The sequence below is a fragment of the Thermogemmatispora sp. genome, from assembly GCF_042408735.1.
Lineage (GTDB): Bacteria > Chloroflexota > Ktedonobacteria > Ktedonobacterales > Ktedonobacteraceae > Thermogemmatispora.
In genome coordinates, this window is sequence record NZ_JBHOQV010000128.1 from 93,696 (window position 1) to 108,822 (window position 15,127).

Annotated in this window: 12 protein-coding genes; 3 read left to right on the forward strand and 9 right to left on the reverse strand. The window is 60.3% G+C overall.

The annotated features are described in order from the left end of the window. Positions 1 to 532 precede the first annotated feature (532 nt). Positions 533 to 988 (forward strand): preQ(1) synthase, encoded by a 456-nt coding sequence (queF, locus tag ACFMO7_RS12840; protein WP_376795878.1) that lies wholly within the window; start codon positions 533 to 535, stop codon positions 986 to 988. Positions 989 to 1,151: 163 nt separating this feature from the next. On the opposite strand, the gene ACFMO7_RS12845 is transcribed toward queF, so the two are convergent. Then, complete coding sequence (locus ACFMO7_RS12845; protein ID WP_376795879.1) at positions 1,152 to 1,823, reverse strand: queuosine precursor transporter; 672 nt, start codon at positions 1,821 to 1,823, stop codon at positions 1,152 to 1,154. A 475-nt stretch (positions 1,824 to 2,298) separates the two neighbouring features. Between ACFMO7_RS12845 and queC the strand changes: the two genes are divergently transcribed. Then, entirely contained in the window at positions 2,299 to 2,976 is a 678-nt protein-coding gene (gene queC / locus ACFMO7_RS12850; protein ID WP_376795880.1) for a 7-cyano-7-deazaguanine synthase QueC, read from the forward strand. A gap of 35 nt (positions 2,977 to 3,011) precedes the next feature. Here queC and ACFMO7_RS12855 read toward each other — a convergent pair whose 3' ends face one another. Then, positions 3,012 to 4,223: a tRNA dihydrouridine synthase gene (locus ACFMO7_RS12855; protein WP_376795881.1), complete on the reverse strand. Its 1,212-nt coding sequence runs from the start codon at positions 4,221 to 4,223 to the stop codon at positions 3,012 to 3,014. 947 nt (positions 4,224 to 5,170) lie between these two features. Here ACFMO7_RS12855 and ACFMO7_RS12860 point away from each other — a divergent pair. Then, positions 5,171 to 6,334 (forward strand): acyl-CoA dehydrogenase family protein, encoded by a 1,164-nt coding sequence (locus ACFMO7_RS12860; protein ID WP_376795882.1) that lies wholly within the window; start codon positions 5,171 to 5,173, stop codon positions 6,332 to 6,334. A gap of 62 nt (positions 6,335 to 6,396) precedes the next feature. On the opposite strand, the gene ACFMO7_RS12865 is transcribed toward ACFMO7_RS12860, so the two are convergent. The 7 genes from ACFMO7_RS12865 to ACFMO7_RS12895 form a co-directional block, all read right to left on the reverse strand. Then, positions 6,397 to 7,317 carry an alpha/beta hydrolase gene (locus tag ACFMO7_RS12865; RefSeq protein WP_376795883.1) on the reverse strand — a complete coding sequence of 307 codons (921 nt, stop codon included), beginning with the start codon at positions 7,315 to 7,317 and terminating at the stop codon, positions 6,397 to 6,399. Positions 7,318 to 7,396: 79 nt separating this feature from the next. Beyond that, positions 7,397 to 8,056, reverse strand: coding sequence for a hypothetical protein (locus tag ACFMO7_RS12870; protein WP_376795884.1), 660 nt, complete (start codon positions 8,054 to 8,056; stop codon positions 7,397 to 7,399). Positions 8,057 to 8,269: 213 nt separating this feature from the next. Continuing rightward, complete coding sequence (locus tag ACFMO7_RS12875; RefSeq protein ID WP_376795885.1) at positions 8,270 to 8,950, reverse strand: CpsD/CapB family tyrosine-protein kinase; 681 nt, start codon at positions 8,948 to 8,950, stop codon at positions 8,270 to 8,272. A gap of 252 nt (positions 8,951 to 9,202) precedes the next feature. Then, entirely contained in the window at positions 9,203 to 10,036 is an 834-nt protein-coding gene (locus ACFMO7_RS12880; RefSeq protein WP_376795886.1) for a YveK family protein, read from the reverse strand. 101 nt (positions 10,037 to 10,137) lie between these two features. Next, positions 10,138 to 11,310, reverse strand: coding sequence for a glycosyltransferase (locus ACFMO7_RS12885; RefSeq protein WP_376795887.1), 1,173 nt, complete (start codon positions 11,308 to 11,310; stop codon positions 10,138 to 10,140). A 5-nt stretch (positions 11,311 to 11,315) separates the two neighbouring features. Continuing rightward, positions 11,316 to 12,923, reverse strand: coding sequence for a sugar transferase (locus ACFMO7_RS12890; protein ID WP_376795888.1), 1,608 nt, complete (start codon positions 12,921 to 12,923; stop codon positions 11,316 to 11,318). Positions 12,924 to 13,011: 88 nt separating this feature from the next. After that, entirely contained in the window at positions 13,012 to 14,241 is a 1,230-nt protein-coding gene (locus tag ACFMO7_RS12895; protein ID WP_376795889.1) for a glycosyltransferase family 4 protein, read from the reverse strand. Between the last annotated feature and the right edge of the window lie 886 nt (positions 14,242 to 15,127).

Genomic DNA, 15,127 nt, shown 5'->3' on the forward strand with positions numbered 1-15,127 from the left:
GAGCCTGACCGCTGGCGCAGGCCAGGGACGGCTGGACAAAAAGGCAGGGGCCTCCGTCAATAACTCAGCAGTAATCGATAAGGATAAATATCTCTACAATATCTCTTGTCGGCAGAAGTGGCCGGTCTATTAGAGGAAAGTCGCTGGGACCTGCCTATCCTATGAAGGGACCTCGCCAGAAGATGGCCGGAGGAGGGTTGCTCTTGCTTCCATCTGGCCGGGCAGTCCGCTGGTCCCCCTCCCGAGTCACTCAGCGAACGCGGCAGACGCGATAAACTGGACGCCTTGTCCCGTATGTGCTACGATTCTCTCGCAAACGCTATCTGAAGTTGCAGCTCAACTAGAGTATTAGTTGATAAGACAAGGTAGAGCAGGGACAGCCTTAACTGTCTCTGCTCTCTTCTTGCTGGTCGGCTCCTGCTCAAGGGGGCTAACCTCGGGGCCGACCGCCTTGCGGCCAGGGAGGGAACCACCCGCTCAGGGCCGCTGGCGTTGCTGCTGCCGCTTAAAGGAATTCGGAGGTCGTTCTCGTATGAGTGAAGAGCAAGAGCAAACGCGCGTACCGGGCCGCTATGGGTTGGATGAGATTGCCGCTAATCGGCTGGAAGCCTGGCCCAACCCCAACCCAGAGCGCGACTATGTGATTCACCTGGAGATTCCTGAGTTTACCTGTCTCTGCCCGCGTTCAGGCTTCCCAGATTTCGCCACAATCGTCATCGATTATGTCCCTGATCGCTCGGTGGTTGAGCTGAAGAGCCTCAAGCTCTATATCAATGGCTACCGGGACCGGCAGATCAGTCATGAAGCTGCCACAAATACTATTCTGAACGACCTGGTGACCCTGCTGGGACCGCGCTGGATGCGTGTGGCCGGCGACTTTAATGTCCGGGGCAACATTAAAACCATTATCTTCGCCGAATATGCTGCCCCTGACTATAGTGGTCCCCGCTCTGAGTATCGGCGCTACATGACGGGAAGCGGCCTGTAACTGCTCTGCCGGCGCTGCGAGAGAGGAGAGAGCCAGGCGCACACCTGGCGCCTGGCTAAGAGGGACCCTTTGCCGCCGCTGGCCAGGCAGGAAAGGCGGGGCGCCTCCTCTCTCGCCTGGCGGGCCAGCCCTGGACCCTTCAGGTCAGGACCAGCCATTCACATCAGCGGGAGAAGAGAATCGGGCTAAAGTTAGTCTGATAATCAAAAGTATCAAGCTGCTCGTGCTTTTTGAGGAAGTTGACGACCAGGTAGGTCAAAGGGGTTGCCACGACCTCATAGCCAACCTTGAAGAGCCACTGGGTGAGCATGGTCGCCAGCAGCTCAGCGGGTGGAATCACTCCCCAGAAAGCGATCGTAATAAAAATCAGAGTATCCAGTCCCTCACCTACGAAAGTTGAGCCGATGGTCCGTGTCCAGAGCCAGCGCCCCTTTGTCAAAATCTTGAGTTTGGCCAGGACAAACGAGTTGGCGAACTCGCCGCAGAGATAGGCCACAAAAGAGCCAAGTAAGAGGCGCGGCGTAAAGCCGAGAATGGCGCTATAGGCGGCCTGTCCTTTCCAGAACGGGGCTGCTGGCGCTAGTCCCCCCAGGAAAATCGCGATTACTGCCAGCAGATTGCAGGCAAAACCAAGCCAGATAACACGCCGCGCGGCGGCGTAGCCGTAGACCTCTGTCAGGACGTCGCCAAACAAATAGCTCAGGGGGAAAACAATAATCCCCGCCGGTACCAGCAAGCCCACCAGACTGATGATTTTGACCGCGATAATATTTGCTGTGATCAGGCAGGTCACAAATAATGCCGCGATGGTTACGAACCAGAACGATACTCGCAATTGAGCCATCCTTTCTTCTCTGTTTGCCCACGTTTTCCTGGGCAAGATAGAAATCTGCTGTCTATAGAAGATTATTTTTCTTGCCCGCCTGCCCGTCTGGCTTCCCCACCAGCCCCCTCTGCTTGCGCGGTCAGCGAGCAGGGCAGGGTCAGCAGACAGAGAGAGAAGAAGGAGCCATCCTCTGGCAGCCCCGGCCTGGTCGAGAAAAGGTCGCTCTCTCTTCTCTTGTACTGGAGACCTTCACAGGTCGTCCCTGCCTGCGTACAATATCAGTACACTATCAGGTGCCGGGAACAGTCGCGAACGGAACTATCCTGCGGCGATCGCGGGCGAGCCTGGTGTCGCGAGCCTCAGTCGGCGTTATCCAGGGCCGCTGGGGCTATCCGACCGACACAACTGAGAGCGCCGCGCTGCCATCACATAGCTCGCCTGGCCAGAGCGGTAGAACGGCCAACCAACAAGAGGAGAAGCAGACATGTCGCGACCCAAAGCCATTGCCATTGTCAGCGGAGGTCTTGACAGCGTGACCCTGGCCCATCTGCTCCATGCTCAGGGCTATCAGCTCCATTTGCTCTCGTTTGACTATGGACAGCGCCACCGCAAAGAGTTGTTGTTTGCCGAGCGCTGTGCCCGTCGGCTAGAGGCCACCTTTTCCCTTCTCGACCTCCGACAGCTTGGCCAGCACTTCAAAGGTTCGGCCCTGACCGACGAAAGCGTAGCCGTGCCTGACGGCCACTATGCAGCGGCTAACATGGCTATTACCGTTGTCCCTAACCGTAACGCCATCATGCTGGCTATCGCCTATGGAATTGCCGTAGCCGAGGAAGCGGAGGCGGTCGCCTTTGCGGCACATGCAGGTGATCACTTCATCTATCCTGACTGCCGTCCGGCCTTTATCGAGGCCTTCGGGGCCATGCAGCGTCTCGCCGTTGAGGGGCACGGTCACCCGCGCCTACACCTGGAAGCGCCCTTTGCCCATCTCAAGAAAGAGCAGATTGTCCGTCTCGGCGCGGCGCTCGGCGTCCCCTTCGCTGAAACCTGGAGCTGCTACAAAGGAGGCGAGAAGCACTGTGGCACCTGTGGCACCTGCAACGAGCGCAAAGAGGCTTTCCTGCTCGCGGGTGTTCCTGATCCCACCGACTATCTCCAGTGAGCCGGTCCTGGGCGAAGGGGAGGCGCTATCCAGGACTAGCAAGCACAGCTCAGATCAAGCGCGGAAACTGCCTCTTCTGCCATCTCCTCCTCCCCACCAGGCCCTGAGAAGGCCCGCGGATTCTCCAGCGCCTGGTAAATGATCGCCTCCACCTCCGCCAGGCTATTGACGCGCACCAGCGCGTTACGGACATATTTGGCTCCTGGGAAGTGGCCCAGATACCAGCCCATATGTTTGCGTAGCTCGACGAAATGGTCCTCGCCTTTGAGCCGGGTATAGACGCGGGCATGCTCCAGCGCCATCAGCAGGCGCTCCTCGCGGCTGGGATTGGGCGGAGGAAGATCGGCCTCCGTTGGCTCCAGGCCGGCCTTGAGCAGGCTCTTCATGCGCTCGCGCTCGCGGAAGATCCAGGGATTGCCCAGGCTGGCGCGCCCGATCAGCACTCCATGCACACCTGTTTCGCGAATACGCCTGGCAGCCTCGTAGAGCGAATGGATGTCACCATTGCCGAGAATCAGCGTATCTGTCTGGCGCACGATCTCGGCGGCGCTGGCGATCGCCTCCCAGTTCGCTTCTCCCTTGTAGTGCTGCACTAATGTCCGTCCGTGCAGCGAAATGGCAAATGGCTCGGTCTCCAGCAGGTGCTGGACCCAATCCCTGATGACGATCGAGTCATAGCCCAGGCGTGTCTTGACCGAAACCGGGATCAAGCGTCGCTCGTGGCGCGGCTGGTCGCCCCAGAGATGGATGCGCTCCTCGTTCATCTGCCGGATGCGCTGGATGCGTTCCGGCTCCATCCCCAAATCCTCCAGCGTCTGGCCGTTGGCCCAGTCACGCACTCCGCGCTGGGTGGCGCGGATGATCTCTTTCGCCAACTCGGGAGTGCGGATCAGGGCCGCGCCGCCGCCACGGCTGGCGACGCTCTTGGCCGGACAGCCCATGTTGATATCGACGCCGTCGAAGCCCAGCTCGCAAACCACATGAGCGGCGCGATAGAAAGACTCAGGATTGTTGCCGAAGATCTGGGCCACCACGGGCCGCTCGGCGGGCGTGTAGAGAAAATCGCGAAAGATGCGATCGCTTCCTCGCCAGAGGCCCTCAACGTTGGTAAACTCGGTAATCACGAGATCGGGCCGCCCATAGAGACCGTGCATAGTGCGGCATGGCGCGTCAGTCACTCCGTCCATCGGAGCCAGGCCAACAATTGGCTGTGGGATCTTCTCCCAAAACGATGGGTATCTTGCCATATCTCCCTCTGGTGCCACCTTCCCCTACCGGGTTGGCTGTGTACTGAGATACCAGGTGCCGGTCTGTAGGGCCGCACCTGGCCCAAGAGACCACCTGTAAAGCCCTTCTCTTTTTTTAGTCAGTGGACCCACGCCGCAAGGCGGGAGCTTGTGTCTGTGCTCCGCCGCAACTCCGAATAGCGTTGCCGCCGTTCGGCTTTGGCTTCCTCCGCACGACACATCTGGGCGCCCTGACAAGACGCCCCTGCTCATCCAGTCTTGCCGGACAGGCAGCGTTCGCTGTGCAATGTTTCTGTCTGGTGCCAATCAGATCGGCATGGAGGGTATAATATCAACTCTGACAGACGAACAGCAGGCCATGTTTGGGACGGTTGCCATTGGCAGTGTGCCCACGTCTGGGACAGGCCTTGCTGGTGTAATGGACGTCCACTTTGCGCGCCTTCCCGAAAAGAAGGAGACGCCCTTGTCGAGTTGCGCGGTCACGGCCAGGTAGCGTTGCCCGATATCCACGCCCGCACTCTGCTGATGGGTCTCGGACTCAGGTACAGCCACCTCGATTTCAGGCGTGACGAGCAGGTAAAACTGTTTTCTGGGCGTATCATACCGGAGCTTAGCGGCTCCGATAGGTGCCCCCTGCTGAAATCAAGGCCACAGGCCTGTGATAGCGGGAAATGCATGAAGGAGTGTCGCATTCCTCCCCCTGCTTGAAAGCAGGGGACCCCTGTGGCATATCGTTGATCTACCTTCCCACTGCGATTATAGCTTTATCGTGACTCATCTGGCAAGTCGCCTCCCTGCCCTGCACCTGGCTGCCTGGCATCCAACGGCTACCTTGGGATATAATGAGCCGCAGGAGCAGTGGCGCTCGTTGCCGCTTCGGGACCGCAGAGTCTCTCGCTCTGCCACCCAGTCTGGATCTCCGGCTGCAGTAAAGGAGTCTACGCGCGATGAATTTCTATCTGACCGAAGAGCAGCAATTAATTCGCGACACAGCAAGACGCATCGCCAGGGAAGTCGTTGCGCCTCGCTCAGCCGAGCTTGATGATACCGGGGTCTATCCCGAGGATATTTTCCAGGTCTACAAGGAGACCGGCCTGTTGGGCCTGGGCTTCCCCGAAGAGCTGGGGGGCAGCGGTGCCGGCATCTTTGGGCTAGCGCTGGCCATTGAAGAAGTTGCCAAGGTCGACAATGCCTGTGCCCTCATCCTTCTCCTGACGCGCCTCTCGACCAGTGCCATTCTCAAGGCGGGCACAGAGGAACAGAAGCAGAGATACTGTGCCGGAACGGCTCGCGGTGAGCTACGCGGCGCCTTCGCCCTCACCGAGCCAGGGGCCGGCTCCGATTCGGCCAATATTGCCACTCGTGCCTTACGCAAGGGTGACGAATATATTCTGACGGGCACCAAATGCTACATTTCGGGTGCCAGCGTCGCTGATTTCTTTCTTGTCGCCGCCAAAACCGATCCCCAGGCCGGTTCTCGCGGCTTCAGCGTCTTCATCGTCGAGCGCGACACGCCTGGTTTCCGGGTTGGCAAAGAGGACCGCAAGATGGGTGTCCACGGGGTGCCTACTTGTGAGCTGATCTTTGAGGAAGCGCGTGTGCCCGCTCGCAACCTGGTGGGACGGGAGAATGACGGTTTCAAGCTCATCATGTGGAACCTGAATTCGGTACGTCCCTGCGTGGCGGCCCGCGGTGTTGGCACCGCTGAGGGAGCTATTCAGTATGCTGTTGACTACGCCCGCCAGCGCCAGACCTTCGGCCAGCCGCTGATCGAGCACCAGGCCATTCAGATGATGATCGCCGATGTGGCCATGCGCATCGAAGCCTCACGCTTACTAACCTACCAGGCCGCCCTGCTGGTCGATGAAGGAAAAGCCGATCGCCAACACGCTCACTTCCTCTCGATGGCCAAGGCTTTCGCCACAGAGACCGCCGTTGAGGCTTGCGATAAGGCTCTCCAGATCATGGGGGGCCTGGGCTACATGCATGAGTCACTGACCGAGCGCTTCTATCGCGACGCACGCCAACTCACCATCGTCGAGGGCACCAGCCAGGTCCAGCGCCTCATCATCGCCCGCGCGGTCAAAGATAACCTGCTCAACTGGTACTAGTCCCTGCCTGGCGCGTCTCCTGTTCTTCCTCTTTTCTCGACGCGGAAGGGGAGACGCGCTTTTCAGGCGGCCTGTGCTTGTTTAGCAAGACGGCGACGAATAAAAGCTGCGATATGCTGAATAGCCTGTTTCGCTTCTGGCATCCAGGGAACCCCGATTTGCCAGACGTGCCACATTCCTTCCCAGACCTCCAGCTCGACGGCCACCCCAGCCTGACGGGCGCGTTCTGCGAAGGCTACCACATCGCTGAGCAGGATCTCGTCGCTTCCCACCTGTAAGAGCAGCGGTGGCAAACCATGCAGATCGGCATAGAGCGGCGATAGCAGCGGCTCCGCTGGATCGTGGCCCCCGACGTAGGCCGCTACCAGAGGACCAATGGTCTCGGCGCGCAGAACTGGATCGCGCTCGGCATGCGTGCGCAGCGATTCCCCCTTACCGTCAAGGGCCGTGGCGGGCGAAAGGCAAACCGCCGCGGCGGGCAGAGCCTCGCCGGCGGCGCGCAGGGCGAGCAGGGTCGCCAGCACCAGATTGCCGCCGGCCGAATCACCGGCTAAGACTATTTCCGTGGGGCGGCAGTGCTCCCGGAGCAGCCAGCGATAAGCGCTCAGCGTGTCCTCAAGCGCTGCCGGAAAAGGGTGCTCGGGCGCCAGTCGATAGTCGATGACCAGGGCGCGCAGCCGGGCCGCTGCCGCGATGCGCGCTGCTAGGCCACGATGGCTGCGCGGTGAACCCATGACGAAGGCTCCCCCGTGGAGGAAAAGCAGGGTGCTCTCGCGGTCATGAGCAGGCGGCAAAAGCCACTCCGCCGGAACGCCGCCCGCGACGACCGGCTCAATACCTGTGCCGCGAGGGATCGAGAGGGAAAGAAACCAACTGCCTTTTTCCATGCTGGCCCGAAGCCGGGCAAGGTCGACATTAGCTCGATTGCTGAGCGAGCCAAGGCGCACGAGATGACGAAAGAGAAGGCTTCGCAGGCTGGGCATAGCGCGCTCTCTTCCACTGGCCCTCTTCTGTGCTTACTCGCTTGTTCTGTTTTCGCAGCACGCGCAAGCGGCCGGCTGCTCATTGGCAAGCCGGCTGGGAAGGAGCCAGGGCGTTATCCGCTCCCTCGCTCTGATAGTCTACGATTCTCCACTGGTGATTGCTATCCTCCTGCAGGGTGAGCGTTAGGCGATAGCTGCGCTGGAGCTTGCTGCGAGTGATCTCGTAGGTAGAACTCCAGCTATTGTCCTGCATGACAGTCGTGTCCTCGACTTGCTTATAGTCTACAACTGGACCAAAGCAAGCGTCGTAACGCTGGGCCTGAGCGATAAAGCTACTCTGGGCGCCTGGCTGAAGCGTCATGGGGGGACCAAGGTAGCGGTAGGCCTGAGCATAATCCTGGGTGCCCAAGGCGGCCAGGAAGTTGCTGGCTGTCACCGCGGCATCCTTGTTCAGGCTCAGGCCTGTCTGCAGATTGACAGCGGCAAAGACGCCCATGAAGCCACAGATCGCACAGATGACCAAGCCGGCGGCGATTCCCAACCATAGCCAGCCCCGTCTGGGTCTGCGAGGAAGCTCCGGCTCAAACTCTGCAGGGAACCAGGCAGCAGATCGACCCCTTGCTGCCGACCGGCGGCCGCGACCGCTGTGGCCGTTGGCCCCCTCGGTTATGTCGAACTCGGCAAAATCCTCCTCATAGCGCTCCTGAGACCCTTCATCCCAGTCCCTGCGTCCTGGCATGCAATCCTCCCGCCGTGTTGTAACAGCATGGCGTTCGCTCACCTGCTATCCAGCGATGCCCTGTATCAGGCAGCCTCTGTGTCCAGGCTTTCTCGCTTGCGCCCGTGCTGCCCTTGACTGTTTTCCTTAAGGACATTATGTGTGGAGAAGCTCTCGGAAAGCAAGCCGCTTCGACCAGATTTTGTCTGGCGGGCTGAGAAACATCCGGCCAGCCTATCTCTGAACCAGGATCACCCCGCTCAGGTGGGCGCGGGCGCGCTGTAGTTGCTCGCTGGCCTTTTTGGTGGCCATGCGCGTGCTGCCTCCCAGAACAACCACCAGGAAAGTCTGATCGACGCAGGCACCCACAAGCGAAGCGTCGCCGCCTTCCAGAACCGGTGTCCCCTGCACCACCAATAAGCCTGGCTGGCCCTGGCCCTCCTCAAGAAAACGCCGCAGGCTCTGCAGCAGCTCCGGCAAGCGAGCCGCCTGCGGCGCCAGGCCGTGGGGCATCCTGGCCGTGCCGCTGCTCAGCAGCCAGAGGTGAGGTACAAAGGTTGGCACCAGGTAACGGCTCACCTGCTGTGGAGCCAGAGCCTGATCCTGCAACAGCAGATCCGAGAGGCCCGGCCCCTGACTCACGCCAAAGCGCTGGCTCAATCCGGGATGGCGCACATCGGCCTCGATCAGCACCGTTGGCAGACCACTTTGAGCCGAAGCGATGGACAGATTAGCTGCCACTGTCGCCTGCTCTTCTGGATGAGACGGACTGGTCAACAACAGTGCTAACGAGCGCTGCTGGCTCTCCCAGTTCAGGCGAATCGTTGCAAAAAGCGAGAAGACTGCCTCCACATAGTCTGAACCGGGATCATAATCGCATAACAAAGGCTGCATCTGCGTATGTGATTCACCCACGCTACAATCTCCCGAGTTGCCAGACGGCTAAGCCCCTGCCTGGATCGGCTAGCGGCTGTCGAGCAGAGAACCGCCGTCCAGTCACCTCTTCGTTAGTCGAGTCGCTTCTAGCTAGCTCACAGCTTGCCTCTTCGCTCCTCTGGCGGTCCGCTGATCGGGGAGAGAATCCATGCCATCCCCCTTTGATTGGCTCAGTCACCGATCGAGGACGAGGAAGCTGCAGGTTCGCGTGCTGTGAGCATCTTCACCGGCTCAGGAAACTGGAGCCGGTGGAACCCGTCGCTCTGCGCTGCGCTCCCCAGCCCGTGGCGCTCTGGGTAGCTCCCCATACACTGGCAACTGCAGTAGCTCGACGACCTCCTCGGCGCTGCGTAGACGGTCATCCAGGTAGTCTACCAGGAAGGCCAGAGCCAGACCGATGATCAGGGAGACGAGCAGAATCGCGGCCAGCAACGTCAAGCGATTCCCCGCCGAGCCAGAGCCAGGTGCGGGGTCGGAAGCCGGGCTTACCAGGCGCCCGATGGCTGCCGGCTGCAACTGTTGCCCGTTAACAGCGGTGCCCGGCGTACCCTCGATAATATAGTCGAGATAGGTATTCAGATGGCTCGTCAGTACCTCGCCCACGGCGTTGGCAATAGCCCAGGCTCCCGGGGCGGTGGGCCAGCTCACATCGATGGTCACCAGATTGTGCACTCGACTGGCCGACAGCGCACCGGCGATCGCCCCTGGATTCTGCCAGTCTCCCAGGTCCGGATTGCTGCCGTAGCGTGCCTGGATAGCCTGCATATCCTGTCCGATCTGATTGGCAACGGCCTGGTCGAAACCGGGCATCGTGACCACACTCGGCACCGCGTCGGCCAGCGCCTCTGCAACCTGCATATCCTCGATATAGCTAGGAATCATGCTGCGAGGAGCCGGTTGCAAGCCCACCTGAACCGTCACCGTCGAGTGGTAGGCTTTCAGCGCACCGGGCGTCTTCCACAGATGATAGCCCTGATAGGCAACATAGAGAGCAGCGATCGCTACTACCAGGATAACGAGCCAGAGACGACGCCTGACGACACCCCAATAAGCTCGCAATTCCACGATTGACTATCCTTCCTCTCTTCTTCTCCTCTTCTTCTTTTCTTCTTTTTTCTTTATCAGCATACACGTAGTCAGTGGAGAGGCGGCCTGCTGAGCCGCTATTAAGATCCGGGGGTTCCTACCTGCCCCGGTGGTCGGCCTTGCGTTGCTGCCGAAGAGAGAGCCAGAGCCTGCTCGCCCGACCGGCGCTCGGCCAGCTTCGCCTCGATGAATTGCTGGATGCGGCGCTGGAAGCGCGGCTTATCGAACTCCAGAGCGTGCTCACGGATCGTATAGGGATCGAAGGCCCGCTCATCGAAGGTTGCCAGAACGGCGGCCAGGCTCTCCACCGTCTGCTCGCGGAAGAAGACCCCGGTCACGCCCTCGATGACGGAAGCCAGGGCCCCCCCAGCTCCGTAGGCGATCACCGGACGACCCGAAGCCTGGGCCTCAAGCGGCGTGATGCCGAAATCCTCCTCGCCTGGAAAAATCAGGGCCCGGCAGTGGGCGAAATAATCCAGAACCTCGGCATCGCTGAGCTGACCGGCGAACTGGATGGTCGGGCCGGCCAGGCGCTTCAGGCGCGGCAGATCGCGCCCCTTCCCGATAATAACCAGCGGCAGGCGCAGGGCATTGCAGGCCTCGATGGCCAGGTCGATGCGCTTGTAAGGAACCAGGCGGCTGACGATCAAAAAATAGTTGCCTCGGGCCTGCGGCTCGAACTTGAAGCGGCTGGCATCGACCGGAGGGGGGATGACCACCGACTCGCGGCGGTAGTACTTGCGAATGCGCTCCGCCACTACGGGAGAATTGGCGATAAAGTGGTCAACGCGGGCCGCTGTCACCTGATCCCAGAGGCGCAGGCGGCTGATCAGGAAGGGCAAGAGGCGGCGGGCCAGCCCTCCGAGCTGCTCGCGCTCCACATACTCCTCGTAGTTCCAGCACCAGCGCATTGGCGTATGGCAATAGCAGATATGCAAGGTCTCCGGGCGTGTGACGATCCCCTTGGCGAAAGCGCTGGAGCTGCTGAGCACCAGATCGTAGCCACGCAGATCCAGGCTTTCCATCGCGTAGGGATAGAAAGGCAAATAGGGCTGGTGATGGCTGGTCACCAGCGGAAATTTCTGCATAAAAGAGGTACGTATGTCCATACGCCGAAACGCGGGATCGACTCGCTTCGGGTCATAGATAGAAGTATAGAGGGGGGCATCTGGGAACAGCTCATGCAATGCCAGCACGACGCGCTCCGCGCCCCCCATCTGATTCAGATAATCATGGACGAGCGCCACTCTCATCGCTTTTAGTATGCACCCCGCCTGAAGATAACCGCTGGAATAGTACCCAGCAAGATCTGGAAGTAGAGGCGCAGCGACCAGTTTTCTATATAGTAGAGGTCGAGAAGCACGCCCTCGTCGAAGCTCAGATCGCTGCGACCGCGCACCTGCCACAGGCCCGAGATCCCGGGCTTAATAGCCAGCCGGCCCTTCTGCCACTCCTCGTACTGGGCGACCTCGCGCGGTAGCGCCGGGCGCGGGCCAACCAGGCTCATCTCTCCTTTGAGCACGTTGATGAACTGGGGAATCTCATCCAGACTCAGCTTACGCAGGAAACGCCCAACCCGCGTTATGCGCGGATCAGCCCGCATCTTGAAGAGCGGGCCTTGGGCCTCGTTGCGGTCGAGCAGTGCCGTCAACATCTGATCGGCGTTCTGGTACATCGAGCGGAACTTATACATCTGGAAAGGCTTCCCGTTCAGCCCGATGCGCGTCGACTTATAGATCACCCCGCCGGGCGAATCCAGGCGAATGGCCAGAGCGATGCAGAGCCAGAGTGGGGCTCCCAGAATCAGAACCAGGCTGGAGACCGCGATATCGACCGCCCGAGTGACGGCGCGCTGCCAGCGATTGAGCGAGGATTGCTTGATGCCGATGAGGGGGATCCCCTCAATCGACTCCATATCGATGCGCGAGAGGCTTAGCTCGTAGAGATCGGGGATCAGCTTAAAGGAGGTGCCCAACCGCTCGCAGAGGCGCACGGTCCTGATCACCTGCTCATGCAGGTGAGAGGGCAAAGCGATGATTACCTCATCGACCTGCATGGAGCGGATGGCCATGCCCAGGTCATCCAGCGTGCCCAACATCTTAAAGCGGCCGAAGTCGCCAGGCGGATTCTCCAGATCGTGGAGAAAACCCACAATCGAATAGCCCAGGCTGGGATTGGCCGTAATGTGCTGCATGATCATCTTGGCCAGGCGACCTGAACCAACCACTAGCACCCGCGTCTCTCCCAGGCCAAGCTGATAGAGGGTGCCCATGATCGCCGAAGCGATCAGGCGTCCCAGGCAGAGCAGCACGATCGAGGTGGCCCAGACAAAAGGTACCAGCAAGCGTGAATTGGCTGTCGGCTGAAAGACGAAGTAGTACGTGATCAAGAAGGCCATGCCGAGCGTCGCCGAACTCACGATCGTCCACATCTGGCGAAACCAGGTTCCGGTCAGGCGCAACCGATAGAGGCCGCGAACGGCGAAGATAGCGATGGCCCCGATCACGATGCCGATCTGCATCTCGGTCAGTTTATCGATAGGAATAAAGGTGGCATGGCTGGGGCCGGCGTCGGTCAGCGCGCTGCGCAGGCGATCCAGCCAGGGGCTTTCAAACAGCAGTTGGAAGCGAATCAGGTAAGCGAGGTAGAACGAGATCGCGACTAATGTCGCGTCCAGCAGCATCATCACGATGCATTCCAGGATGCGCCACTGGCGCCGGTGCGAGCGTCGCTGAGAGATGATGCGCGTCAGTTGGCCAGTGGCTCCCGTTACTCCCATCACCCCCGTGGTGCCCATCATCGTACTGGTGCCGGCGGCTGCTGCTGGTGCTGCGGCCGTCTCTGAAGACCCCGCTTGCGCGGCCAACGGGCCCGCCTCTGACCTTCGGGAGAGCTGTGCGTGTGAGAGTTCGCTACCTTTCACGGCCATAGTCCTGCTTTATTCAACGTTTTTCTCACTCCAGTGAAGAAACATGTCGCTCCTCGTGCTGCGGCCACGGCTTGGGCTGGGGTGGCTGCCTCGGCTCCTGGCTGAGGGCCTCCTCATAGACGGCTCGCATCTGGCGAGCCATGGTGCGTAGCGAGAAGCGCTCTGCCACCGTCCTGGCCATTGCGCGGCAGTGCTGCCGATAAGCCTCGTCGCTGAGTGCCCGATAGAGAGCGTTCGCCAGGGCATCCACATCGCGTGGCTCGACTGTCAGGGCCACGCCGGCACCCGCTTCGGGCAGGCTGGAGACAGTAGAGGTGACCACCGGCAGCCCACAAGCCAGCGCCTCCGCTACCGGCAGTCCGAACCCTTCATAGAGGGAGGGATAAGCAAAGGCCGTGGCTGCATGATACCATAAAACCTGCTCGCTGTCCGCGATGAAGCCCGGGAATAGGACTTCTGACTCAAGCCCAAGGCTGCGGACACGGGCAAAGATCGAGTCATAGAGCCAGCCCTTGCCGCCCGCCAGCACGAGCTTCTCGCGAATCCCCTGCTGGCGCTTCAGGCGAGCAAAAGCTTCAATCAGCGTATCAAGATTTTTTCGTGGTTCTAGCGTCCCAATGTAGAGAATAAAACCGCTCTCGAGTCCATAGCGCGCGCGCAGCGCCTGGACGGCCTGCTCATCGCCGTGCGTGGCGTTGAAGCGGGCATCGATACTGGGATAGACGGTACGCAGGCGTTCCGCTGGCAGAGAGAGCAGCTCGATGGCGTCGCGTCGTGTGCTTTCCGAGACGGTGACAATCAACCTTGCCCGGCGCAGGCTATGCAGGGTAAAGGTGCGCTGATAGAGCCGTTTCGGGCCTGTCAGAACCTCTGGGAAGCGCAGAAACGCCAGATCGTGGAGGGTGACGATCCCCCGGCAGCCCGCCGGTAGCCGAAACGGAAGCACATTCACTGGCGAGTGCAGCAGCTCAATCCGGCGCTGACTCAGCTCGCTCGGTAATTTCAGCTGCTCCCAGGCCACGCGCATCGCGGGCCGCTCTTCCGGCCAGGGTGCGCTCACGTAGGTCAACTGGGGGTGGCGCGCCACTGCTGCCAGCTGCTCTGCCACCTCTTGACCATTGACAAAGATAGTATAACTATGCTCACCAGGCTCCTGAGCCAGCCCCTCCAGCAGTCGGCGAATATAGCGGCTCACGCCACTGTTCCGGTAGCCCTGACTGTAGGATAGGAGCTGTGCATTGATCCCAATATGCATAACGGCCACTGCCCCTCTCAGAATTGCATATTCCCTATTCTATGCTATAGCAGCCGCTATAACCTGCCAGAAGAACGGCTCGCAGGCTAGCCTGGTAACAGCTCTGGGCCTTTTTCGCCCGCCCTTTGTCGGCCCGTCTGCCCCAGCCAGGGGCAACCGCTCAGTCCAGCTCAGCTCAGCCTCATTTCACCTCTCTGTCGCCTGTCTCTACTACCCCATTACGGTTATAACGCATGGCCCGGTCCTTTAGACACAAGGGACCCTCCCCCTCTTCTAGCCGCTCTCCCGCGCCTGCCGGCGAGGTCAGGCCCTTTGGGAGCCGGCTTTCAGGCCGGTTCCTGCTCCAGATTGATCCACCCTGAGTGACCCTGACCTCCGGACCACTCAGGCCAGCTTTCTTGACCAGAGCCCCTTGCCTGTATACAATGCAAAAAGGGAAGCACTCCTCCTCCTGGTCGGGCTCGACCCAGGGTGGACTGGCCGTTTCCTGTCTTGGTCAGGCAGCCAGGGAGGAGAGGGAGAGCAAAGAGGACGGCAGCCGGACAGGACAAGCGCCGCGCGGGAAGGGGTGGTGCCGGCGGCGGAGTGAAGTCGGAAAGTCAGAAGGTACCGCCCAGGCTGGGCCTGGCCCGGCAAGGCCCCTTGTTAAAGAATACCGAAGAGGAGGCGCATGGAGCGGCTGCGGTGGATGGCGGCAAGCCGGAGCCTGTCCTGGTGAGGCGGCTTCTACTCGGCCTTACTATGCCCTTTCCCATGCGTTGCGTTTTTCTCGGCGTCGGTGTAATATAGCCTAAAGTCTCGGAATTGCCTAGTGTGCACATCACTCAATCGCGAGCTATCAAGTACGGGAGAGAAGTGCTTTGGCCAAACAACTCCGTCTCGACGT

Excerpts from the sequence above, each read along its gene's own strand:
- queF (WP_376795878.1), top strand. The coding sequence starts at position 533 with ATGAGTGAAGAGCAAGAGCAAACGCGCGTACCGGGCCGCTATGGGTTG.
- queC (WP_376795880.1), top strand. The coding sequence starts at position 2,299 with ATGTCGCGACCCAAAGCCATTGCCATTGTCAGCGGAGGTCTTGACAGC.
- ACFMO7_RS12855 (WP_376795881.1), bottom strand. The coding sequence starts at position 4,223 with ATGGCAAGATACCCATCGTTTTGGGAGAAGATCCCACAGCCAATTGTT.
- ACFMO7_RS12860 (WP_376795882.1), top strand. The coding sequence starts at position 5,171 with ATGAATTTCTATCTGACCGAAGAGCAGCAATTAATTCGCGACACAGCA.
- ACFMO7_RS12865 (WP_376795883.1), bottom strand. The coding sequence starts at position 7,317 with ATGCCCAGCCTGCGAAGCCTTCTCTTTCGTCATCTCGTGCGCCTTGGC.
- ACFMO7_RS12870 (WP_376795884.1), bottom strand. The coding sequence starts at position 8,056 with ATGCCAGGACGCAGGGACTGGGATGAAGGGTCTCAGGAGCGCTATGAG.
- ACFMO7_RS12885 (WP_376795887.1), bottom strand. The coding sequence starts at position 11,310 with ATGAGAGTGGCGCTCGTCCATGATTATCTGAATCAGATGGGGGGCGCG.
- ACFMO7_RS12895 (WP_376795889.1), bottom strand. The coding sequence starts at position 14,241 with ATGCATATTGGGATCAATGCACAGCTCCTATCCTACAGTCAGGGCTAC.